This window comes from Ignavibacteriales bacterium (assembly GCA_015709675.1).
Lineage (GTDB): Bacteria > Bacteroidota > Ignavibacteria > Ignavibacteriales > Ignavibacteriaceae > H2-BAC3.
Genome location: CP054182.1, coordinates 1,833,259 through 1,854,154 on the forward strand (window position 1 = coordinate 1,833,259; position 20,896 = coordinate 1,854,154).

General features: G+C 45.1%; 23 protein-coding genes. 8 read left to right on the top strand and 15 right to left on the bottom strand.

Features of this window, described 5'->3' with window-relative positions:
- Window positions 1-17: 17 nt before the first annotated feature.
- The 6 genes from HRU80_06815 (at window position 18) to HRU80_06840 (ending at window position 6,720) form a co-directional block, all read left to right on the top strand.
- Window positions 18-932 carry a toxin-antitoxin system YwqK family antitoxin gene (locus tag HRU80_06815; GenBank protein ID QOJ28602.1) on the top strand — a complete coding sequence of 305 codons (915 nt, stop codon included), beginning with the start codon at window positions 18-20 and terminating at the stop codon, window positions 930-932.
- The gene (locus HRU80_06820) at window positions 922-1,809 is read left to right on the top strand and encodes a carbon-nitrogen hydrolase (protein ID QOJ28603.1); all 888 of its coding nucleotides are present in this window, start codon (window positions 922-924) and stop codon (window positions 1,807-1,809) included. The genes HRU80_06815 and HRU80_06820 overlap by 11 nt, the downstream gene beginning before the upstream one ends.
- A 3-nt stretch (window positions 1,810-1,812) precedes the next feature.
- Window positions 1,813-2,844, top strand: coding sequence for an agmatine deiminase family protein (locus HRU80_06825; GenBank protein QOJ28604.1), 1,032 nt, complete (start codon window positions 1,813-1,815; stop codon window positions 2,842-2,844).
- Window positions 2,845-2,884: 40 nt separating this feature from the next.
- The gene (locus HRU80_06830) at window positions 2,885-4,657 is read left to right on the top strand and encodes an ABC transporter ATP-binding protein (GenBank protein QOJ28605.1); all 1,773 of its coding nucleotides are present in this window, start codon (window positions 2,885-2,887) and stop codon (window positions 4,655-4,657) included.
- A 5-nt stretch (window positions 4,658-4,662) separates the two neighbouring features.
- Window positions 4,663-6,150 (top strand): sel1 repeat family protein, encoded by a 1,488-nt coding sequence (locus tag HRU80_06835; GenBank protein QOJ28606.1) that lies wholly within the window; start codon window positions 4,663-4,665, stop codon window positions 6,148-6,150.
- Window positions 6,151-6,255: 105 nt separating this feature from the next.
- Window positions 6,256-6,720, top strand: a complete 465-nt coding sequence (locus tag HRU80_06840) for a DUF1801 domain-containing protein (GenBank protein QOJ28607.1) — start codon at window positions 6,256-6,258, stop codon at window positions 6,718-6,720.
- A 337-nt stretch (window positions 6,721-7,057) separates the two neighbouring features.
- On the opposite strand, the gene HRU80_06845 is transcribed toward HRU80_06840, so the two are convergent.
- From HRU80_06845 to HRU80_06890, 10 genes are all read right to left on the bottom strand, one after another.
- On the bottom strand, window positions 7,058-7,540 hold the full coding sequence (locus HRU80_06845; protein QOJ28608.1) for a dCMP deaminase: 483 nt from the start codon (window positions 7,538-7,540) through the stop codon (window positions 7,058-7,060).
- Window positions 7,541-7,616: 76 nt separating this feature from the next.
- Window positions 7,617-7,949 (bottom strand): 4Fe-4S dicluster domain-containing protein, encoded by a 333-nt coding sequence (locus HRU80_06850; protein ID QOJ28609.1) that lies wholly within the window; start codon window positions 7,947-7,949, stop codon window positions 7,617-7,619.
- A gap of 118 nt (window positions 7,950-8,067) precedes the next feature.
- On the bottom strand, window positions 8,068-8,790 hold the full coding sequence (locus tag HRU80_06855; GenBank protein ID QOJ28610.1) for a TPM domain-containing protein: 723 nt from the start codon (window positions 8,788-8,790) through the stop codon (window positions 8,068-8,070).
- Window positions 8,787-9,383, bottom strand: coding sequence for a LemA family protein (locus HRU80_06860; GenBank protein ID QOJ28611.1), 597 nt, complete (start codon window positions 9,381-9,383; stop codon window positions 8,787-8,789). The genes HRU80_06855 and HRU80_06860 overlap by 4 nt, the downstream gene beginning before the upstream one ends.
- Before the next feature lie 64 nt (window positions 9,384-9,447).
- The gene (locus tag HRU80_06865) at window positions 9,448-10,809 is read right to left on the bottom strand and encodes a PFL family protein (GenBank protein QOJ28612.1); all 1,362 of its coding nucleotides are present in this window, start codon (window positions 10,807-10,809) and stop codon (window positions 9,448-9,450) included.
- A 29-nt stretch (window positions 10,810-10,838) separates the two neighbouring features.
- A complete protein-coding gene (locus HRU80_06870; GenBank protein ID QOJ28613.1) occupies window positions 10,839-11,264 on the bottom strand; it encodes an ACT domain-containing protein in 426 nt (141 codons plus the stop codon).
- A complete protein-coding gene (locus HRU80_06875; protein ID QOJ28614.1) occupies window positions 11,258-12,094 on the bottom strand; it encodes a hypothetical protein in 837 nt (278 codons plus the stop codon). The genes HRU80_06870 and HRU80_06875 overlap by 7 nt, the downstream gene beginning before the upstream one ends.
- A complete protein-coding gene (locus HRU80_06880) occupies window positions 12,082-12,888 on the bottom strand; it encodes a hypothetical protein (GenBank protein QOJ28615.1) in 807 nt (268 codons plus the stop codon). Before HRU80_06880 ends, HRU80_06875 begins: the two co-directional genes overlap by 13 nt.
- A gap of 38 nt (window positions 12,889-12,926) precedes the next feature.
- A complete protein-coding gene (yidD, locus tag HRU80_06885; protein ID QOJ28616.1) occupies window positions 12,927-13,478 on the bottom strand; it encodes a membrane protein insertion efficiency factor YidD in 552 nt (183 codons plus the stop codon).
- A 37-nt stretch (window positions 13,479-13,515) separates the two neighbouring features.
- A complete protein-coding gene (locus tag HRU80_06890) occupies window positions 13,516-14,661 on the bottom strand; it encodes an acyl-CoA dehydrogenase (GenBank protein ID QOJ28617.1) in 1,146 nt (381 codons plus the stop codon).
- 194 nt (window positions 14,662-14,855) lie between these two features.
- Here HRU80_06890 and rlmN point away from each other — a divergent pair, with 194 nt between their 5' ends.
- Both rlmN and HRU80_06900 read left to right on the top strand, forming a co-directional pair.
- Window positions 14,856-15,890: a 23S rRNA (adenine(2503)-C(2))-methyltransferase RlmN gene (gene rlmN / locus HRU80_06895; GenBank protein ID QOJ30481.1), complete on the top strand. Its 1,035-nt coding sequence runs from the start codon at window positions 14,856-14,858 to the stop codon at window positions 15,888-15,890.
- Window positions 15,890-16,441, top strand: coding sequence for an RNA methyltransferase (locus HRU80_06900; protein QOJ28618.1), 552 nt, complete (start codon window positions 15,890-15,892; stop codon window positions 16,439-16,441). Before rlmN ends, HRU80_06900 begins: the two co-directional genes overlap by 1 nt.
- A 554-nt stretch (window positions 16,442-16,995) precedes the next feature.
- Here the strand turns inward: HRU80_06900 and HRU80_06905 are convergent.
- The 5 genes from HRU80_06905 to mtgA all read right to left on the bottom strand — a co-directional run bounded on the left by HRU80_06905 (window position 16,996) and on the right by mtgA (window position 20,895).
- Window positions 16,996-18,054, bottom strand: coding sequence for an IS110 family transposase (locus tag HRU80_06905; protein ID QOJ28619.1), 1,059 nt, complete (start codon window positions 18,052-18,054; stop codon window positions 16,996-16,998).
- 254 nt (window positions 18,055-18,308) lie between these two features.
- Window positions 18,309-18,905, bottom strand: a complete 597-nt coding sequence (locus HRU80_06910) for a mobile mystery protein B (GenBank protein QOJ28620.1) — start codon at window positions 18,903-18,905, stop codon at window positions 18,309-18,311.
- Complete coding sequence (locus HRU80_06915) at window positions 18,896-19,354, bottom strand: mobile mystery protein A (protein QOJ28621.1); 459 nt, start codon at window positions 19,352-19,354, stop codon at window positions 18,896-18,898. Before HRU80_06915 ends, HRU80_06910 begins: the two co-directional genes overlap by 10 nt.
- Before the next feature lie 141 nt (window positions 19,355-19,495).
- Entirely contained in the window at window positions 19,496-20,173 is a 678-nt protein-coding gene (locus HRU80_06920; protein QOJ28622.1) for an ATP-binding protein, read from the bottom strand.
- Window positions 20,170-20,895 (bottom strand): monofunctional biosynthetic peptidoglycan transglycosylase, encoded by a 726-nt coding sequence (gene mtgA / locus HRU80_06925; protein ID QOJ28623.1) that lies wholly within the window; start codon window positions 20,893-20,895, stop codon window positions 20,170-20,172. The genes HRU80_06920 and mtgA overlap by 4 nt, the downstream gene beginning before the upstream one ends.
- Window position 20,896 lies beyond the last annotated feature (1 nt).

A 20,896-nucleotide genomic window follows, 5' to 3' on the forward strand; every position in this document is an offset into this window, starting at 1 on the left:
AACGTCGAAAGGAAACTATGAAGAATACACTGCTGATACTGATGATGATGCTTATTGCTCCCGTGCTGCTGCCGCAGAACGGTGAAGTAAAAGAAAAATATGATGACGGCGTATTAAAAAAGGTCAGTAATTTTAAAGACGGAAAACTCCATGGTGAGGTACGCACCTATTATCCGACGGGAGTGCTTATGCAGTCCGAAACCTATGAGAACGGAACTCTAAACGGACCGAAATACGGATTTACGGAATCTGGGATATTACGGGAGTATTATAATTATTCGGAGGGCAGGTTTCATGGTGAATACCGGGGCTATTATGAAGACGGCGCTCTCCGCGAAAAAGGTAGTTACGCATACGGAACGCTGGAAGGGGAATTCAGAAATTATTATGACTCAGGCGAACTGCAGACCATTACCATGATTAAAGCAGGCAAGAAAGAGGGACTTGCCACCGGTTTCTTTAAAAGCGGGGCTGTGCAGGTTGTTGCAAACTACTTCTGGAATCTGCAGGAGGATACAACCATCTGGTACTATGAAAGCGGACAGATTAAAGGTATATATAACTATACCAAAGGCAATATTCACGGAACTGCAATTGAATATTTTGAAAACGGAAAAATCAGTTCGGAGAAAGAGTATAATCAGGGGCGCGCGAACGGAGTTCATAAAGTTTATAATGAGCAGGGACTGCTTCTCTCCGAAATCACCTATCAGCGCGGGCTGAAGGAGGGGCTCTCCGTTACCTATTATGATAACGGAAAGCAATGGACGGTGCAGAATTATAAAAGGGATGCGTTAGACGGAGAATCAAAAATTTTCCGGAAGGACGGTACTCTCTGGTACCTGGAGGTGTTCAGCAAAGGAAAACCTGTCAGCAGTACAGAATATGACGAAAAAGGAAAACAAAAAGAAGTAAAGCAATATGAGCAGTAAAAAATATACTATCGGTCTCATTCAGATGCAGGTTTCACCTCTTCCTGAAGAGAACATGAAAAAGGGGGAACATTTTGTACGGGAAGCAGCAGCTAAAGGCGCACAGGTCATCTGTCTGCCGGAGCTTTACCGTTCGCAGTATTTCTGCCAGAAGGAAGATATTGAACTCTTTGATTTTGCTGAAACCATTCCGGGACCTTCAACGGAACTCTTTGGCAAACTTGCTTCAGAACTTGGTGTGAGCATTGTGGTACCCCTTTTTGAGAAGAGGGGAATCGGGCTCTATCACAATAGTCTGGTGGTTATGGACTCAGACGGCAGCAGCGCGGGTATATACAGAAAGATGCACATCCCCGATGACCCTGCTTATTATGAAAAGTTTTACTTCACGCCCGGAGATCTTGGCTTTAAGTCATTTGATACAAAATTCGGAAAAGTGGGAACCCTTATCTGCTGGGATCAGTGGTATCCTGAAGGTGCACGTCTTACAGCGCTGACAGGTGCTACGGTGCTATTCTATCCGACAGCAATCGGGTGGCATCCTTATGAAAAGGAAGAGCACGGCCAAATACAGCGCGACGCATGGATGACCGTGCAGCGCGGTCATGCGGTTGCAAATGGTATTTATGTGGCTGGTGTGAACCGGGTAGGTTTTGAGCAGCCGGTCAAGGAACAGGCAGGAATTCAGTTCTGGGGTTCAAGTTTTGTCGCTGATCCTCAGGGACATATCATTGCTCAGGCATCAGACGATAAAGAAGAAATTCTCCTCGCGGAAGTTGATCCTGCACATATGGAATATATACGCCGTAACTGGCCTTTCCTGCGTGACAGAAGAATTGATGCCTATGGTGAAATAACAAAACGCTACAGAGATTAACCCATGAAAAAAAGAATTCCCGCCGAGTGGGAGCAGCACGAATCAACCCTCATTGCATGGCCTCATAATAAAGCTGACTGGCCCGGCAAGTTCACACCGATTACCTGGGTATATGCTGATATAACCGCAAAACTTTCTTATTCGGAAAAAGTACGCATTGTGGTTCAGGATCAGAAGCAGAAAGAACAGGTTCAGAAGGCGCTCTCAAAAGTTGAGTATGATTCGGATAATGTGGTCTTTCATGTTATTCCGACAGACAGAAGCTGGATGAGGGACTCGGCACCAATCTGGATTAAAGAAGGTAACACACCAGTGCCTCTGCTCTTCAGATTTAATGCATGGGCAAAGTATGATAACTATAAGCAGGATGAAAAACTTGGTACAAAGCTTCTCAGCCAGATGAAGGTGAAAGGAAGAAAAGCCGAATCACTTAAAAAACATGTCGTACTTGAAGGAGGAGCCATAGATTATAATGGCAGCGGGCTTCTTCTTACCACGGAAGAATGTCTGCTTGATCCGTTGCAGCAGGTTCGCAATCCCGGCTGGGGTAAAAAAGAATATGAACAGATGTTTGCGGAACAGCTTGGCATTAAAAAAGTAATATGGCTGGACAAGGGAATTGCAGGTGATGATACACACGGACATGTGGATGATCTTGCCAGATTTGTTAATGAGAACACTATTCTGCTCTGTTCTGAATCAGACAGCAGTGATGAGAACTATGATCTGCTGCAGGAAAATATGGAGCGGTTAAAAGGTGAAAAGAATCTTAAGGGAGAATCATTCGAAATTATCCCCCTCCCGATGCCTGATCCGGTAGTGTTTGACGGCATGAGACTCCCTGCAAGTTACGCAAATTTCTATATCGGCAATCAAACGGTCATAGTTCCCACGTTTAATGACGCAAAAGATTATATCGCGCTTGGAATTCTGCGTGAATGTTTCCCTGACAGAAAAGTAGTTGGCATCCATTCCCTTGATTTAGTGTGGGGACTGGGAACACTGCATTGCCTGACCCATGAAATACCCGCCTGATGATATCAGGATTTTCAGATCATACTAAAGGAGAAATGCCGTGAGCATCCTCTATTCGTATCTGAAGCAGTACTGGAAGTTAGTGCTGCTTGCCCTTTCGCTTGCTGCCGTAAATCAGGTATTTTCAATGCTTGATCCGCTGATCTTCAGATATGTAATAGATAACTATGCCACCAAATACAGCCAGTACAGCGAATCTGAATTTTTCAGAGGTGTCCTTCTTCTGCTTTCTGCCGCGGTTGGCGTTGCGTTTGTTTCGCGAGTGGCAAAAAATTTTCAGGACTATTACGTCAATACTATCACGCAGCGTCTTGGCGCGCAGATATATTCAGATGGGCTGAAGCACTCCCTTGAACTCCCCTATCAGCGGTTTGAAGATCAGAGAAGCGGTGAAACACTGGGCGTCCTGCAGAAAGTCCGCACTGATGTTGAGCGGCTGATTTCAGCATTCATCAATGTCATCTTCACCACAGTCGTGGGGCTGATTTTTGTTCTGATATACTGCTTTACTATCCATTGGGCTATTGCACCAATCTTTTTTACTGCTGCCCCCATCATTGCCTGGATCAGTTCTGTACTGAGTAAAAAGATTAAGAAACTCCAGAAAACCATTGTCGGTGAGACTACCGCGCTTGCGGGCTCTACTACCGAATCGCTGCGCAATATTGAACTGGTAAAAAGTCTGGGGTTATCAGGGCAGGAGATTAACCGGCTTAACTCTACCACGAAGAAAATTCTGGGGCTTGAGCTTAAAAAGGTTAAATATATCCGAAGTCTGAGCTTTATTCAGGGAACCATGGTCAACTTTCTCAGGACGACCATACTTTTCCTGATGCTCTATCTGATATTTATCCAGCAGATTACCGTAGGAGAATTTTTCTCCCTGTTTATCTACTCATTTTTCATTTTCGGCCCGCTGCAGGAGCTCGGCAATATCATTAATATATACCGTGAAGCAGAGGTTTCCATACAGAATTTTAAGAAGATTATGGAAATACCGGTTGACCGCAAGCCGGAAAAACCGGTTATAATTGAAGAGCTTAAAACCCTGGAGTTTGAAAATGTCAGTTTCCGCCATGCATCAGCACAGCAGCACGCGGTAAAGAATATATCCTTCAGCATGAAGGCAGGGGATACCACCGCTTTTGTAGGTCCTTCAGGCGCCGGAAAGAGCACTCTGGTAAAACTTCTGCTCGGTCTCTATCAGCCCCAGGAGGGAAGAATACTTTATAACGGCAGAGGTCATGATGAAATTGATCTGGATGCCATGAGGGAGCATATAGGATTTGTGGCTCAGGACACCCAACTTTTTTCGGGCACAATAAAGGAAAACCTTCTGTTTGTAAAACCTGATGCAACAGATCAGGAGTGTCTTGATGCACTGTACGGCGCAGCATGTCACGGACTGCTTGCCCGTGCTGAGAAAGGGCTTGATACCACAATAGGTGAGGGGGGCGTGAAAGTCTCAGGAGGTGAAAAACAGAGGCTTTCAATTGCCCGGGCTCTTCTGCGTAAACCGTATCTGATGATCTTTGATGAGGCAACATCATCTCTTGACTCCCTGACAGAGGAAGAAATTACCGCTACGCTGCGGGATATATCAGCACGGAGAGACTGCATCACCATCATGATAGCGCACCGTCTCTCAACGATTATTCATGCTGATAAGATCATCGTCCTCGAAAAAGGAGAGGTTGCGGAATCAGGCAGGCATGAAGATCTGCTCAAAACAACAGGCCTCTATTATGCACTCTGGAGGCAGCAGATTGGCGAAAGAAGCGCCCTCCTGCCGAAAACCATACATTCTTCTTAAGCGTTATGATGCTTCTGAGGGCTGCCGCGCTGTTCATCCTTCTCTTTCCGATGTATATATACGGACAGGGGGGGAGTCTTGCGTTTAAGCGAAATCAGCCCGTTGAGATTTACCGTACCTACTATCCGGTTGATTTTTCACCGCAGATATTTGAGTCATTTATCCTGGTCAGAAAAGCCAATGACGGAGATCCCCTCGCCCAGCATGAACTGGGTCTTCGGTATCTGACCGGAAACGGATTTGAACCTGATACGGCGAAGGCCTTTGTCTGGGTAAAACGATCTGCTGAACAGAAGTACCCCCTTGCGGCATATAATCTTGGCATATTTTATATGAACGGGCTGGGCACTGAATGGAATCCATATCTTGCGTTTGAGAATTTTCTCTATGCCGCAGGCAAAGACATCCCTGAGGCACAGTTCGCCGCGGGGGTAATATATACGGAAGATCTGGTTGTGCGCCGTGACCTCATGAAGGCTAAATTCTGGTTTGAAAAAGCCGTGAAAAACGGAAATCCGAATGCTCCGAAAGCCCTTCTTGCGGTGGAGAAAGATATCGCCGCGGGGAAAACAGACAAAAAACGTGATGAAATTGAACCCTCCAATCCCATCAGTAAAAATGTAACGCTGCAGTATATCAACTTTACCGATACCACGGTTACATTGCCGCCTGACTCTCTGCTCCTTGCTGACTTTTATGAAGAACTCTTCAGGACGGCGTTTTCTTATAAAAACCTTACCGTAAGAGATTCTGTTTTAAGTGATTCCGCGGCGGAAAACATCCTCAGTTTTGAGAAAGAGTTTGACCGTTATGCCTTCCCCGAGGGACTGCTTTTGGCAGGGAGGATATATCAGCTTCGCTCCCGAACAGGGGCTCCCTCACTTGCCGCCCTCTATTATTATATACGGGCTCTTAAAGAGGGTTCTCCCTATGCCGGAATCTTCCTCTGGAAACTTATCAGTGATCACCGCTTCTTTAACAGGTTATATGCGGAGATCAATAAAGGGTCTGCAGAGGCGGAGTATGTCCTTGGCACACTGCGGCTGCTCCGGCTTGAGTTTGGCCTGACTGAAAAGGACGCGGTAACACTGATTGAACGCTCAGCCGGCAAGAACTTCATCCCGTCAATGATTGAAGCCGGTAATATGTATTTTAACGGCTCAAGTGTAAAGAGGGACACTGACAAAGCATTCCAGTACTGGCAGTCGGCTGCTGAACTCGGTGCGTATCAGGCAGTACCGCGGCAGTTTATTGCATCTGTTGCCATGGGGAGAGAGTATAACGGCAGTTATTCAGCGCTTATGGAAAATCTTAACAGCGGGTATGCGCAGGGTTCACTGCTTGCTGAGACGGTTATCGGATATTTCTATGAAAAGGGGATATTGGTGAGAGAGAATAAATCTGAAGCATACCGCTATTACCGGAATGCTGCCTCCCGGGGGAGCAATCTGGCTTATGCATTGCTCAAAAGCCTATACGCAAAACCGGAATAACCAATCATCAATTTTGAAATCTGGAGTATGAATTATAAATTTACTGCTGAGATGTGGTAAAAGGTTTTAATTCAGCAAATTATTCAGAAACAGAAGGCAGGACAGATGAAAGCACCAGGAAATACCGTAAAAGAAATTCTGGCTAACATTCCGGAAGAGAGAGCAGAGGCATTTAACAAACTGCATGAAGTTATTGTTAAAAACCTGCCAAAGGGATTTGAACCGGGGATGAGTTATGGCGGGCTGGGGTATGTTGTCCCTCATTCGTTGTATCCTGTCGGCTACCATTGCAAGCCAAGTGAACCGCTGCCTTTTGCGGGTATTGCCTCACAAAAGAATTCCATCAATTTTTATCACATGGGAATCTACGCAGATCCTGATCTGCTGAAATGGTTTGTTGATGAATATCCTAAACACTGCAAACAGAAATTAGATATGGGTAAAAGCTGCATCCGGTTCAAGAAGATGGATGATATACCTTATAAACTCATTGGAGAATTAATGAAGAAAATGAGTGTGAAGGATTGGGTAACAATGTATGAGAAAAATTATAAGAAAAAGGGGAAATAGAATATTGTTTGTATTGAGTGCTATGCCGGTTTGGTGAGAAGTTCAGCACTGTAAATACACGCCGCGGCGTATATCTACGAAGACCTTGCGACGAAAAACTCTTTTACAAGATACCGGTGGAATTACAAATTGGTAAAAAGCTAACAGGTCATCCGCGCTGCGGGTTTGAATAATTGGGGTTTGATGGTTTCCTATTAATAGGTCACCCGCGCTGCGGGTTCGATGTCTGACATTATATACAAAATGATGATTCCGGAGGAATCACAAAATGGTAGAAAAGCGATAAGGCCCCCAATCTTTCCTGATTCCAGAGGAATCACAAATTGAATGCAGCCCGTTAAAACTTCTTCGCTGAGCTAAAGCTGTCCAGATCATAGGAGATTCTGGTATCAGGCATGGGGAGACGCCTGATCTTCACATTTGCCTTGCTGAAAAACTCCTCTGCCATGGTGTTATGGTAATCAGAAAAAATCACTACTTCAATAATTCCGGCAGTAATTAATGCTTTTGCACAGTTGGTGCAGGGCATATTGGTAACATAGGCAACTGCATTCTTTGTACTTACGCCGTTTGCAGAACATTGCAGAATGGCATTCATTTCAGCATGAATTGTCCTGATGCAGTGCCCTTCGTGAATCATACAGCCCACATCCTCGCAGTGTGCGTCACCGGGAATTGAACCGTTGTAGCCGGTGCTGAGGATTTGTTTGTTTCGTACCAGGACGCAGCCGCAATGCATACGGGGGCAGGTTGCACGTTCGGAAACGAGCATGGCTACTTTGAGAAAATATTCATCCCAACTGGGTCTGTGCTGATTCATAGTGATAGAGTTTCAGATGATGGAAAAACAAAAAAGCCGTTTGTAGCAAACGGCTTTCCTGCAATGAATTATATTCTTATCTGCCGAGAGAATCTAAATGATCTTTACGGGCAAGCAGTGTATCCTTATCCTCAACATGTTTTGGATCAGGTACGCAGCAATCAACCGGGCAGACAGCAGCACACTGTGGTTCGTCGTGGAATCCGACGCACTCGGTGCATTTGTCAGGGACGATATAATAAAAGTCGCTGGAGAAAAATCCTTCAGCGCCGGAAGGAGCTGCATCCCCATCGCCGTAGCTTTTGCCGGCGAGTTCCCATTCGCGTCCGCCTTCGTAGATGGCAGTATTGGGGCATTCAGGTTCGCATGCACCGCAGTTGATGCATTCTTCAGTTATCATGATAGCCATAGTAGTTTCCTTTTTATCAAGTTGTCGTAAAGAGTTTCAATAATCTCATTTCAATATAATTTTAAGCATGATTCAGGTTCAAGAGAATAAAGCGGTTTGTCATCTTTTTTGGGATGAATCACCAGCTTCCGCTGGCTCCGCCTCCTCCGAAACCGCCCCCGCCGCCACTGAATCCGCCAAAACCGCCTCCGCCCCCTCCTCCGCCAAAGGAGCCGCCGCTAAAACCTCCGAAGCCTCCGACGTAAATGCCTCTTCTTCTGCGTCCTCCCCCGGTTAAAAGACTAATTAAAATAAATAGAATAAAGAAGATTATTCTCCCAATCGGGAATTCATCGTCTTCATTTTTAACGGATTTTACGTCATATTCGCCGGCGATAGCACGGATAATAGAATTAATACCAATTTTAATGCCACCGTAATAGTCCCCCTGCTTGAGATAAGGAACCACCTCCCGCCTTATAATGTAACTCGCCGTAGCATCCGGGAGTGCACCCTCAAGACCATAGCCCACTTCAATGCGGAGCAGCCGGTCTTTTTTGACTATAACGAAGAGCACTCCGTTATCATTACCTTTTGTGCCGATTTTATTCTTCTCGGCAGTCTGGAAAGCAAAATCTTCAATCGGGTATCCGTCCAGAGACGTCATCATGAAAACCACCACCTGGTTGGATGTGGAATCAAAATGAGTTTTAACTATTCCGGTCAGTTCATTGATTTCCTGCGGGGAAAGCGTTGATGTGTGGTCGGTAACCCATTTATCAATTAATGGGAATTCAACCTGAGCCCGTAGGAACGGGCTCAGGAGAATGAAAAGAACAATCAGCCGTGTTGGTTGTATCAAAACTCAACTTTCGGAGCGTTTTCGCTTCCGGGGGCTGACTGGAAATACTGCTTGTCACGGAAACCCATCAGTCCTGCAATAAGGACAACAGGGAAACGTTTAACAGCCGTATTATACAGTTTTACTACATCGTTATATTTATTTCTGGCAACGGTAATCCGGTTTTCGGTACCTTCAAGCTGTGCCTGAAGCTGCTGGAAACTTTCATTAGCTTTCAGATCAGGGTAATTTTCAACCGTGACCAAAAGCCGTGAAATAGCACTTCCGAGCTCACTCTGCGCCTGCTGGAAGCGGGCGAAGCTCTGAGGATCATCAAGCACTTCCTTTGTTACGGTCATCTGGCTGACTTTAGCGCGTGCTTCAGTAACTGTTGTCAGAACTTCTTTCTCGAAATCCGCGTATCCTTTTACAGTATTGACCAGATTGGGAATCAGATCAGCACGCCTCTGATACTGATTTTCAACCTGACCCCAGGCATTATTTACCTCTTCATTCAATGCTACGAACGAATTGTATGAGGAGATTCCCCACATGAAGCCCATAACCAACAGTACGACGAAGACGATTCCGCCAATAATGAACCATTTTTTCATCTTCTTAACTCCTTGTGATTAAATGAATAAAATACTTATATATACACACAACAGACCGTGAGGGTCAGTTTGTCAGGCTTCGCGAAGGGGCGGGTATCCGGCCGCCTCTGGTTACAAAGCCTGAAGAATTCAGAGTGCTGACAGGCATTATCGGGGCTCTGCCGAGCAGGCCTCCGTAATCAACGTAATCACCCACGCCTTTTCCTTCGGCAGGGATGATTCTGACAGCGGTTGTTTTGTCATTAATGATGCCTATTGCTGCTTCATCCGCGATGATTCCTGCGATGGTTGTTGCCGGAGTAGAACCGGGAACAGCTACCATATCCAGTCCGACAGAGCAGACAGCAGTCATGGCTTCAAGCTTTTCAATACTGAGATGTCCTTTTTCAACCGCGCGGATCATTCCCTGATCTTCGCTCACAGGAATAAAGGCACCGCTCATACCGCCGACGGATGAACTTGCCATCAGACCTGCTTTTTTAACACAGTCATTCAGCATTGCAAGCGCGGCAGTTGTTCCGGGGGCACCAACATCCTCGACACCCATGGCGATTAATATATCAGCAATGCTGTCTCCCTCTGCAGGGGTAGGAGCAAGTGATATATCCACGATGCCAAAGGGGATGCCGTGTTTTTCAGCCACTTTTCTTCCGAGCAGTTCGCCTGCACGGGTAATCTTGAAAATTGTTTTTTTAATGGTTTCGGCAAGATCCTGGAATCCTGAACCTGCGCATGCTTTCACAGCATCAAGTACCACACCCGGACCGCTAATGCCCACATTAAGTGTTACTTCCGGCTCGGTAACTCCGTGAAACGCGCCCGCAACAAAAGGATTATCTTCAACTGCATTACAAAATACTACCAGTTTAGCGCAGCCAACTGAATCAGCATCTGCGGTTCTAGATGCTGTTTCCTTTATTGCTTCCGCCATCATCATAACAGCATCCATATTTATACCGGCTTTGGTTGAACCGATATTAACACTGGAACAGACTTTTTTAGTTGCGGAGAGGGCAAGCGGAATGGATTTGATAAGAGCAAGATCGCCTTTGGTAAAACCCTTTTGCACGAGTGCTGAGTAACCGGCTATATAGTCAATCCCGATTTCAGCTGCCGCGCGGTCAAGAGCAACGGCAATCTCTACTGCCTCATCGCTACCGAAACCGTCGCAGAGCAATGCAACCGGAGTTACTGAAACACGTTTATTTGCAATTGAGATGCCATAGGTGCGTTCAACATCAGATGCAAGCGCAACATGTCTTGATCCGAGCATTGTTATTTTATCGTAAACTTTTCCGCAGACCACCTTGCTATTGCGGTCGGCGCAATCCCTGAGACTTATTCCCATCGTGACGGTGCGGATATCAAAATGCTCCACCTCAGTCATTTTGATGGTTTCTAATATTTCTTCAAACTCGTAATTCAACCGTTAACCTGTGAGTGCAATTTCTGTAATTAAATACGGTGCATATATCTGAAAACATCCTCATGCTGCAGATATATCTTCACCTTAAGACGGGTGCCAAGTTCAGATAGTTCATCCTGAATTGTTTTAAAATCCTTTGATGAAGCTGAAAAATCAATTACCATAATCATGGTGAAAAATTCCTGCATGATTTTCTGGGAGAGGTCAAGGATATCACAACCGCTGTTTCCCAGCAGAGAGGATACTGCTCCGACAATACCGGGAGAATTGACACCAAAGGAGGTGAGAATTGCTCTCTGGGATGAACCGGCGGAACTTGTATGACCATTCCGGGGCAGCGGTGAATTCTGCAGTTTTTGAGAAATATATTTTTTTACCTCTTCCGGGTTGGCTTTTTCACCGAGAGCAGAGATTGCCTCTACTGCCCACTCCCGTATCTGTTCTTCATTTACCATTCGGGTTTTAATCCGTTATAATTATTCTGATAAAAGGACAAAATGCTGTTTTTTATCCGGGTATTATGATTTTGCCCGAAAATTTCAGCATTTTCCAAATTTCCATTATAAAACCGGAAAAATAGGAAATTTCCGGTCATGATGCCATCAAATATTCGGTCTGCCGTAAAAGCAGTTGCTGCCGTGTAGCCCCATAGCCCGCACCAGAAGAGAGAAAGAAGCCCGGATGAGTATTCACCGAGGTAAATCTGCGGTAATCCCGGCAGAAATGCTGAAATGATTTTCATTACCTCAGGATTGACCAGATCCGCTTCACCGAGCCGGCAAAGTGCAGCAAGGGAGTCACCGGGGGAGAGGGAGTCCAGTATCGCAGCAGCGGATGCAAGGTTTCCCGCAAAAAGCCCGGCAATGCCGTTCCAGTAACGAATTTCATCCCGGCGCTCAGGGGATCGCGCAGACGCCAGGTTCAGGATTTTTTGCGCCGTTGCCGGAGATCCTTTCAGGATTTCATTCTTTGCGTGCTCTATGAGGGCCGCTGCCTCATCACGCGTATTTTGGGCTGAATTCCTTGCGTTGAGAAAATAAGGGGACGCCAGACGATAGAAACCTCCTTTTTTGTATGCAGCCGCAATCATCAGGTTCGCTTCATGATGCAATGCCGAATCTGGCGCAAAAAAGAGATACCGTTTAAGTTCGGTAATAGCATGGAAATACTCTGCTCTGGTATATAGTTCTTTCCCTTTCCGGAAAAGTCCGCTCGCATCCACGCCGGTCTGAGAAAATGTATTCACCTGACAGAGAAGCATCAAAACTGCAATTACGGATCGCATGGCAGCTCCAGACTGAAACCAAGGAACCAGTTATTACGGATGATGAAATCACCGGTTTCAGACTTTAGATCAAAAAGGGTTTTTTCATTCCTGAGTTTTGCTGAAATGAATGAGCCGTATATATTTCCGAAATAAAAACCCGCACCGGCTGCGCCGAGGATATACCCGCGCGTTGTGTGATCATGTTCGAAACTTGTCCATGCCAGATAGCCAAATAGTGAGGTCAGAATAAATGCGGTAACGCCGTCTCCGGTTTCACCGGTGTAGATTTTCCCTGAGCCGGGGACGATCATTGAGAGCAGCCCTGCCAGATAAGGTGATTTCAGAGAAACATTTTCGTGACGCTCTCGTAAACCGGTAAGTTCCTGCTTTGCTTGCTCACCCAGACCTGAAGGAAGTTCCGGCTTTATGCTATTGATAAAGAAATTGCTTTCTTTTATAACTGAGGAGGCCGGATGGGTGCTTAGAGTGCTGAGCAGTTCAATTCTTGCGGCGAGTTCAGGCGGCGGGAGTTTCCGGTCAAACCTTGATATATATAATCCGTAGAGAAAAGCGGAGCCGGCGGATTTTAGTTCTTCGGTGGTGAGTGACTCCACAGAAGCGGTAATCTGATCAATGTTGCCGGAACGCCACTGGGAGAGTATCCATTTAAGAAGCGCGAGTGAGTCGCTGCTGCTTTTGAATGCTTCCTGGTATTCAAGCCCGGCACGGAAGAAGTCCCCCGAACAATAGAGATGATCAGCGAACCGGATACGTGCTTCAGGGGTGTAAAAAGAGGAATCCTGACCTGACATACTGACAGTTAACAGAATCAGGGAGAAAAGCAGCGGTTTTATTTCTTCTTCTCCATCAGGTATATATATTCAGGGAACCAGGGGTTTGCATTGCCGCTGCCGTCAAGCAGATAAACGTAATGCGGATCAAAGTATTTTCCCTTCGTAATAAGGGGATAATGCTCTCTTCTGTTAACCACATTTGCATCCCTGGTAAATCGGTCAAAAAAGAGGATAGTACCTGTAATGAGCCCTGTTTCCTTTATACCGTGCATCAGGAATGAAGAACAGGAGGGGTGGAAAGGGCACTTGTTTCCGTCCGGCTCTGATATGGCAAACCAGTAGGTGTATATCAGAGGTATGGTCAGATAATCAGAAAGCGCATTGAACTGAAGATTATATTCCTTTCCGGTCGGTTTCAGTTCACTTTGGTAAACGGGATCTTTTGCGGACCAGACGGAGGTTTCTTCCTCCTGAAGATTCTGAGGGAAGGTGAGCGGAGCAAGGCCGATACATAAAAGAAAAATCAGAATATAAGATTTCCGTAAATGCCGATAAGGCGGGACCGGGGAAATAATCACTGAAGCCATGATTCGCTGAATGATATTCATTCCGCCTGCCTTATCTGCATTCCGGTATATACGGTAATCAGTTGCCGGAAAGAAGGGTTCGCGCTATGACGATCTTCTGTATTTCTGATGTTCCTTCATAGATTTCGGTAATCTTTGCGTCACGCAGATAGCGCTCAACAAGATATTCACGGACGTAGCCGTAACCGCCGTGAACCTGAATAGCCTCAAGAGCATTTTCCACCGCTATCTTTGAAGCATAGAGTTTCGCCATCGCGGCTTCTTTAGTGTAATTTTTGCCTGCATCCTTTAATGCCGCAGCCTGAAGGGTGAGCATTTTGGCGGCTTCGAACTTTACTGCCATATCAGCTATCTTAAACTGAATTGCCTGATGGTTTGCAATTTCGGTGCCGAATGCTTTACGCTGCTTTGCATAGTTCTTTGCCGCATCAAGCGAAGCGAGAGCTATTCCAAGCGCCTGAGAAGCAATACCGATTCTTCCGCCGTTAAGAGTGTTCATTGCAAAGTTAAATCCTTTGCCCTCTTCCCAGACGATATTTTCTTTTGGTACCCGGCAATTGGTAAAGGTGAGCGAGCAGGTGTCAGAACTGCGGATGCCGAGTTTATCTTCTTTTTTTGCAGATTCAAAACCGGGTGTGCCTCTTTCAACGAGGAAGCAGGTAATGCCTTTGTGGGCTTTTTCACGGTCGGTCTGTGTCATCACGAGGGTATAATCAGCAGTGGTCCCGTTGGTAATCCAGTTTTTAATACCGTTGATGATATAATGGTCGCCGTCTTTTTCCGCAACGGTGTGCTGATTAGTTGCATCACTGCCGGCTTCTGGTTCAGAGAGGGCGAACGCACCCAGCTTTTCACCTGAGGCAAGTTTGGTCAGGTAGTTCGTTTTAAGATATTCACTGCCGTATTTTTCCAGACCCCAGCAGACCAATGAATTATTTACTGACATAATAACACCCACGCTGGCATCTACCTTGCTGATTTCGGTCATAGCAAGAACGTAGCTGATGGTATCCATGCCTGCTCCGCCATAATCAGGGGAGACCATCATACCCATAAAGCCCTGTTCTCCGAGCTTTTTGATGATTTCGTAGGGGAATTCGGCATTAATATCACGCTCAACAGCGGAGGGGGCTATTTCAGCTTCGGCAAACTCTTTTGCGGTCTGCTGAATCATTAACTGATCTTCGGTCAATTCAAAATTCATAGTGTAATCCTTCTTAGAGGTAAAAGTTGACAGTGCAGGAAATAATTACCCTGGCCCTGAAGGGGGAAGTCAGGCATTATTTCCTTAATTTTAGTGCCTGAAAATAAACTTTTATCCTCTTTTAACCAATAAACGAATCAGTAAACTTAACACGAATGACAGAACCGGCAGCAGACTCAGCACAGAAAAAAACGGTGCTTAAAGGACTCAACCATCATGAACTTAAGACCTGGTTCAGGGAGCAGGGGGAGGCCGCCTTCAGAGGCGATCAGGTTTTTAACTGGATGTATAACCACCGTGTTCTGGAATTTGACCATATGGTCAACCTTCCGAAAAGTCTTCGCCACAAACTGGAGGAGACCGCAGAAATGCAGACCCTTACTGAGCATCATTCGGTGATTTCCCCTGAATCCGCAACAAAGAAATTTTTATTCAAGACCAGTGAGGGGAATATTATTGAATCAGTAATCATTCCCGAGGAAAAACGGGTGACCCTTTGTGTCAGCACCCAGGTTGGCTGTCCGCTTGACTGCAAATTCTGCGCAACCGGGCTGATGGGGTATAAAAAAAATCTGACCGCGGGTGAGATATTTGACCAGTATCTGATGGCTCAGCGCGGTTATGACCGGGAGATTACCAACATTGTATATATGGGAATGGGGGAGCCGCTTCTGAATTATAAAAATACGGTGAAGAGTCTGGAGATATTCGGGTCAGAACTTACCACGGGAATCAGTCTGAGGAAAATAACGGTATCAACTTCTGGTATACCTGCAAAGATAAGGGAACTTGCCGATACCGGCATGAAAGTTAAACTTGCATTTTCACTCCACTCCTGCTTTGAAGGAATGCGCAGTAAAATTATGCCTATCAATGATAAATACTCCCTGCATGAAAATCTGGATGCACTGGAATATTACGCTGAAAAAACCAATACCCGCATCACCTACGAATATGTGATGCTCAAAGGAATAAATGACCGGAAGGAAGATCTGCACGCGCTGATTAAACTGGTGAAAAAAATTCCTTCAAAGGTGAATATTATTCCTTTTAATTCCCTTGCGCATATGAATCCGGATGGGCTTTCCGCCGAACTTGAACCGACTTCTGAGAGGGATATTCAGATCTTTGCTGACAAATTGCGGGATAATAATATCACCGTGATGCTAAGAAATACACAGGGTAAAGATATCGCTGCCGCATGCGGACAGCTTGCCGTTAAGTTCTGATGATCAGAAAACTCACTCATGATGAGATTTCTGTAAACCGGCTGAAACCGGATACCCTGGCTGAAGCAAAACGGATGCCTGTTGTGGTTATCGTGGATAGTGTGCGGAGTATGTATAATACCGGCTCGATGTTCAGGACCTCAGACGGAGCAATGATTGAAAAACTGGTCCTGTGCGGATATACCCCGACTCCTGAAAAGAAAGAAGTACTTAAAACCGCCCTGGGCTCAACTGAAAGCGTTGCCTGGGAATATATTAAGGATGCAGCCGAAGCAGTGAGAAAATATAAGGCACTCGGCTACACCGCTGCTGCCCTTGAACTGACAGATACACCGACCAATTATACCTCTCTCACAAAAAACAACTTTCCTTTGGTTTTGGTTGTGGGGAATGAGATTACAGGAGTCTCTCAGCAGGTTCTGGATGAGTGCGACATTGCGCTTGAGATTCCGCAGTATGGGATTAAGCAGTCACTTAATGTGGCTGTTGCGTATGGTGTGGCAGTGTTTGAGCTGCGAAGGGTATTTGATCAATGTACAATGAACAATTAACAATGTACATCCAGGATATATCAATATCTGATACCTGAATCGTACAGACAGATGATAATCTGTCTCATGATCCGGAATTTTTTAACACAAAGGAAAGAAAGTTTACCGCAGAGCTCGCAAAGAAAATACCACCCCGATGGCCCGTCTATAGAAAAGAAAGTCAAGAGAAAACAGTAATCCTGTAAAGAATTTTACAAAATTCAGTCTCTGACTTGGGGTTTCACAAGCCACGTTCTTGAAAATGCCAACCAAAATGTACCAACTCAGAGTTTCCCCCTTGGGTTCATGGGTTCTTCAACTGCTTTCTTTATTCGCTTTTACTTTATAAGTTTTTCTATGCGTCTATTTGAGCCATGCCAATGTTTCAGGCTGCTACGATAAATTCCAGAATTAAACCGGAAGAGGATTAATCGCGGATATGTGCTATAAAGAAATTATTCTTTTGCAACGGGCCATTGTGAATGCTCTCTTCCTTAATACTCTAGTAAGCGTGTTTACTGTCTCCATGAGAATGTTCTTTGCCGGTAAACAGAATGGTATCTAATTGGATATGTTTACTTCTTGGATTTCACCTTTGTTTTTTTACTGATAAATGGTTTTTCTGTTTTGAGAATGCCAAAAGTAACCCTTGCAACATACCGTGCTACAGCATTCCTTGCATTGTGCTGGCTTACACCTCTTTTTAGCAGATCCTTGTAAAGAGCCGATAATTCATTCTCACCGTTAATGCAAGTTGAAGCAGCAACCTTAAATGCCTGTTTGAGGATTCTGCTGTATCGACCTTTCCTGTGCCCGTAAGTCTTTCCTCCGCTCTGTTTAACGTGAGTAACCAATCCGGAGTAGGCAAGAAATTTTCCAACACTGTCGAAGCGTTTAACATCTATAACCGTTCCGAGGATGGTTACTGCACCAATTATACCGATACCAGGTATGCTCATCAGGTTTTTCAGAGTTTTGTTTTTCTTACACAGCCCGGTGAAGAGAACTTCAAAATCCTTCTTCTGCTTCTCATACTGCTGAATATCTTCTTCCAGTTGGTTGAGGATAAACTTTGTACTTTCTTTCTCTGCTTTAGAAAGATTCCGGGTTTTCCGGGAAAGTCCGTCCTGCCCAAGAAATGCTGTTTTCTGATTCTGGAGCCTTACCCCTCGTTTTATCAGATCACTGTAAGCGCTGATATATTTTCGCAACTCAAATTCTTCTTTCTTTGCATGGTAAGTTTCCTTGAGCATGCCGTTATAAAGCAAGGTGCTGAGTTTTTGAGCATCAATAGGATCAGTCTTTGGCCCCTGGGTTAACAGTCGGTTCTGATAAGGATCACAGATAACCACTTTTGCAGCGTAATCGTACAAATTGACAAAGAGCCAGTGAGCCGGAGAGCTTTCCTCTAAGGCAATAATGGTTTTACCGGACAGACTCTTGAGCAGTTGCTGAAGCTGCTTCAGAGAGCTTGGGTGCTCGGTTACCCGGATACGGTTCTGATAGGGTGCTCTTATCATTGCAATTGCCATGGTGCTTTGCGACCAGTCAACGGCAAGATAATTATCGTATCCTGCATATTTGTTGACCACTGAATAACTTTTGCCGGTCAGTTGTTTTTTTATAAGTTTCATGAGCGGTTTCCTTAGTTTAATGAGATGTCAACTGTTATGGTGAATAAAATTCACTTTTACTACACCTTAAATTAAGTGAAACCGCTTTTCTAATTTATCGCGGATATTAAACAGATGCAAAAGCAGCGCGGATTTTCGCTGGTTGGAAATGAATGAAGCTTTACCATAATAAGCTCCCGAAACTTTTCTATTTTCTGCTTAAACCCCACCGTCCTCAGTGTCCCCACCATCCCCGGAAATGCAGCTTTCTTTCACTAAGACCTTGCGAATTTAATCAGAGGTGTGATATCTTCTCTGTCTGCCGACCTGAGAGCATCAAGATATACTGTTCGTGCGGTTCCTTGTGCGATCAAATCTTTCGCTCCCCAGGAAAATACCGGTTCATCGTATATCTTGTTGATGATTATATCTGCCATGAGCCGGCTGTGCCTGCCGTTTCCATTCGGAAAACAATGTATAGAAACCAGGCGATGTTTGAATCTGACCGCTGTTTCATCGGGAGTGAATGTCTTATGCTCATACCAGAATTTGACATCATCAAGCAGTTTGCGCATTTCCGTTGCAATCTGCCACTTATCCACCCCGATGTTTTTATTTGTTTCACGGTATGATCCGGCCCAATTCCAAACTTCTCCATACATCCTCCTGTGCAGTTCCCGGGTGAATGCCTCGCTAAAAACATGATCAGGCCTGAATGAACGATTTAAGGACCAAAGCATTGCCTGCATGATATTTCTATGTTCAAACTCATCAAGCTCGCCTCTTGTTGAAATTGAAGGGATTAACAAACCCTCTTTCTCATCCTCATCAAGCGGAGTCTGACCATGAAGGGTGTTGAAATCTAATCCCATAGCGCTTTTGGCAATTCCCGTTTAATCTGTTCCGAACTTTCACGTATAGCATTTTGCATTTGCTCAGATGAAATACCCTGTCCCTCAAGCTGCATAGTTACAGAAGTCCGCTGAACAATTTCAAGGGCAAGTTCCTTAGATCGCCGGTCAATCAGATCATTAATTGAGTTATCAATGGGAATAAATCCGTAGACCAGTTCCATGTTAAGAGCTTTGGCGGCTTCCCGGAGAGTCCTGATGCTTACGGACCCTTCACTCTCTCTGGCTTCCATATCCACCACCCCCTGACGTGTAATGGCGAGTTTCTTGCCAAGCTGACTGGCACTCATCCCAAGTGCATTGCGGATTGCATGAATCCATCCTTTTTCTGGAAAATTCACTTTTCTCAGCACAGATAATGTCTGCAATTTCTGATTAAGGTGCTGAATTTGAATTGATCTTTTATTCATTTTGAGTACGCGTAAAAATATAGCCAAAATGTAAAGTAATAACTTGACAAAAGCAAGTTAAAAAGACAAGTGATAGCTTGTCAAATATTATAAGAAAAGCAAGTTATAGCTTGTCAAATATCCTGGATTCTGGGTTGGCTTTTAAATTTTCTTAAAACCCTCGCTAAGCCGGTCGGTGAAAAATTCTTCGCCGTTATCCTTGGTGTGGATAACCAACAGCCCGGCACGGACCATTTTGACCAGTGTGCGGGAAGCACGGCGGTGGGAGATATTGCATTTTTCGCTGAAGGACTGTACGGAGATGTAGGCATTTTTACTGAGAAGATCAAATGCCTTTTTTTCAAGATCCCCGATGGTGTATTTGATAAGCGGCTTGCCGGAAATTTCAGCTCTCATGATGCGGAGCATTTCCTTGCTGGCGGGTATGCTCTTATCCTCAACCCGGATATATACCTGTGCAGTCAGTATATCTAGTTCATCTTTATAATCGGTAATACGGTGAGGTTTAAACGGGGACTCTTCAATTTCCGCAACGACCAGTTCTTTGCCGTCTATTTCAAAATAATGGATTTCATGGGCAATGGGAGGGGTGCAGTATTTTTCTGCTGCTTCGGTGATCATGCTGCTTTCACTCTTTTCGCTTTCGACACCGATGACACGTTTATTGTCATCCACCCCGAATATCATATAGCCCCCTTTTGTGTTGGCAAAGGCAATCATCTCTTTGGCGATTTTTTCAGGGCTGGAAAATTTCTGCTTGAACTCTATATAGAGATTCTCCCCCTCCTCTATCATATCAAGAAGGTCAATCCGTCTCATTTCTCCGGAAAGAGAACAACTGAATTATATCTGCCCCTGATAATGCCTGCCCTGCGGGTGACATACCGGGAGTTTTCATTCGGCTTGTAGCGCAGGGGAGCAGGTATTACCGCTGCCATTCTTGATGCCTGATTTACATTCAGATTTGCTGCATCTGTGTCAAAATAGATATTGGCCGCTTTCTCTGCACCGAAGATACCGTCGCCCCATTCAATAATGTTGACGTAGTTTTTCATGATGCCTTGTTTGGAGACTTCCTTTTCCATCCTTGCAGTTACCATCAGCTCTTTTACTTTTCTGATAACGCTTCTGTTTGTGGTGAAGTAGGCATTTTTTGCAAGCTGCATGGTTATGGTGCTTCCGCCGCGTTTCCGTTTGGAGCTGCGTTTGTTTCCTTTCATCGAAAGCTCAAGCTGATTCCAGTCAATGCCGCGGTGGACAAAGAACGCGTCATCTTCCATTGCGATAATGGATTTAAGGAGAACAGGACTTATATCAGCAAGCGAAGTTCTGCTTTGAGAAGGATAATAGAGGAGAAAGTTTTCAGCCGCACGCTGATCCATGAGAGAGGAAATCCGGATGGTATGGAAATCGAGGAACGGCACCTGAAATACCGGAATGGCTGAATAGAAAATAAGAAGCAGATAGAGCAGGATAGTTTTGATCCTGTGTTTTTTATAATACTCCCTTAGCCGGTCCCAGCATTCAGTAAGTTCAAACATC

Coding starts and splice junctions, on each gene's coding strand:
- yidD (QOJ28616.1), bottom strand. CDS start 13,478: ATGAATATCATTCAGCGAATCATGGCTTCAGTGATTATTTCCCCGGTC.
- HRU80_06920 (QOJ28622.1), bottom strand. CDS start 20,173: ATGAGACGGATTGACCTTCTTGATATGATAGAGGAGGGGGAGAATCTC.
- HRU80_06840 (QOJ28607.1), top strand. CDS start 6,256: ATGAAAGCACCAGGAAATACCGTAAAAGAAATTCTGGCTAACATTCCG.
- HRU80_06875 (QOJ28614.1), bottom strand. CDS start 12,094: ATGCGATCCGTAATTGCAGTTTTGATGCTTCTCTGTCAGGTGAATACA.
- HRU80_06850 (QOJ28609.1), bottom strand. CDS start 7,949: ATGGCTATCATGATAACTGAAGAATGCATCAACTGCGGTGCATGCGAA.
- HRU80_06880 (QOJ28615.1), bottom strand. CDS start 12,888: ATGTCAGGTCAGGATTCCTCTTTTTACACCCCTGAAGCACGTATCCGG.
- HRU80_06845 (QOJ28608.1), bottom strand. CDS start 7,540: ATGAATCAGCACAGACCCAGTTGGGATGAATATTTTCTCAAAGTAGCC.
- HRU80_06870 (QOJ28613.1), bottom strand. CDS start 11,264: ATGGTAAATGAAGAACAGATACGGGAGTGGGCAGTAGAGGCAATCTCT.
- HRU80_06825 (QOJ28604.1), top strand. CDS start 1,813: ATGAAAAAAAGAATTCCCGCCGAGTGGGAGCAGCACGAATCAACCCTC.
- HRU80_06915 (QOJ28621.1), bottom strand. CDS start 19,354: ATGAATAAAAGATCAATTCAAATTCAGCACCTTAATCAGAAATTGCAG.
- HRU80_06890 (QOJ28617.1), bottom strand. CDS start 14,661: ATGAATTTTGAATTGACCGAAGATCAGTTAATGATTCAGCAGACCGCA.
- HRU80_06860 (QOJ28611.1), bottom strand. CDS start 9,383: ATGAAAAAATGGTTCATTATTGGCGGAATCGTCTTCGTCGTACTGTTG.
- HRU80_06820 (QOJ28603.1), top strand. CDS start 922: ATGAGCAGTAAAAAATATACTATCGGTCTCATTCAGATGCAGGTTTCA.
- HRU80_06900 (QOJ28618.1), top strand. CDS start 15,890: ATGATCAGAAAACTCACTCATGATGAGATTTCTGTAAACCGGCTGAAA.
- HRU80_06835 (QOJ28606.1), top strand. CDS start 4,663: ATGATGCTTCTGAGGGCTGCCGCGCTGTTCATCCTTCTCTTTCCGATG.
- HRU80_06905 (QOJ28619.1), bottom strand. CDS start 18,054: ATGAAACTTATAAAAAAACAACTGACCGGCAAAAGTTATTCAGTGGTC.
- HRU80_06910 (QOJ28620.1), bottom strand. CDS start 18,905: ATGGGATTAGATTTCAACACCCTTCATGGTCAGACTCCGCTTGATGAG.
- mtgA (QOJ28623.1), bottom strand. CDS start 20,895: ATGTTTGAACTTACTGAATGCTGGGACCGGCTAAGGGAGTATTATAAA.
- HRU80_06815 (QOJ28602.1), top strand. CDS start 18: ATGAAGAATACACTGCTGATACTGATGATGATGCTTATTGCTCCCGTG.